This is a genomic window from Kocuria sediminis (genome assembly GCF_009735315.1).
GTDB classification, from domain to species: Bacteria; Actinomycetota; Actinomycetes; order Actinomycetales; family Micrococcaceae; genus Kocuria; species Kocuria turfanensis.
In genome coordinates this window covers 1-641 of sequence record NZ_WOGU01000058.1, presented here as the reverse complement: position 1 = coordinate 641, position 641 = coordinate 1, and the positions used below count along the sequence as shown (strand labels likewise).

Annotated in this window: 2 protein-coding genes; both read left to right on the top strand. The window is 68.3% G+C overall.

Features of this window, described 5'->3' with window-relative positions:
• Nucleotides 1-412 (top strand): transposase (locus GMA12_RS18650; RefSeq protein WP_206064743.1); only part of this gene is annotated, 412 nt, incomplete at its 5' end.
• A gap of 8 nt (nucleotides 413-420) precedes the next feature.
• Nucleotides 421-633, top strand: coding sequence for an integrase (locus tag GMA12_RS18170; RefSeq protein WP_156270881.1), 213 nt, complete (start codon nucleotides 421-423; stop codon nucleotides 631-633).
• Nucleotides 634-641: the final 8 nt, after the last annotated feature.

Sequence of the window (641 nt, the reverse complement as noted above, 5' to 3'; positions counted from 1 at the left end):
GGGACGGCCGCGTCGATGGGTGACATCCGATCTGGCCTGCCCGCAGGGCGGCCTGGAAGGATGTTGCTGCGCCCGCGGCCTGTCCCAAGAGTTCCGTGACCATGTCGTGCGTGTGCCCCGGGCCCGAGAAGACGGGGTGGCAATGGCGCAGATTGCCAAGGACCTCGGCATCGAGGAGATGACCCTGTCGAAGTGGATGCGCCAGGCCGACGTCGAGGACGGTGAGAAGCCCGGCGTCACGAAGGCCGACTCCACACAGAATCGTGAGCTGAAGAAGCAGATCCGCCTGCTCGAGCAGGAGGGCAGGGTCCTGCGCCGTCCGGCGGCCTATTTGTCCCAAGCGATCCTGGCGGGAAAAGACGCAACCGGCTCGCGAGCGAGCTCGCCGCCGACGGGATTCCCATTGCGGTGACGTGCCGGATGCTCAAGTGCTCCCGCCGGCCCTACTATCGGTGGCCGGCGGACCCGGTCACCGGTGCCGAGCTGGCCGTGGCGTACCGGGCGGACACTCCGTTCGGCGCCCACCACGACGACCCGGAGTTCGGCTACCGCTTCTTGGTCGACGGGGCCAAGGACGTCGGCGAAGTGATGTGTGAGCGCAGCGCGTGGCGGATCTGCCGAGGCGACCGCTGATGGTCGGC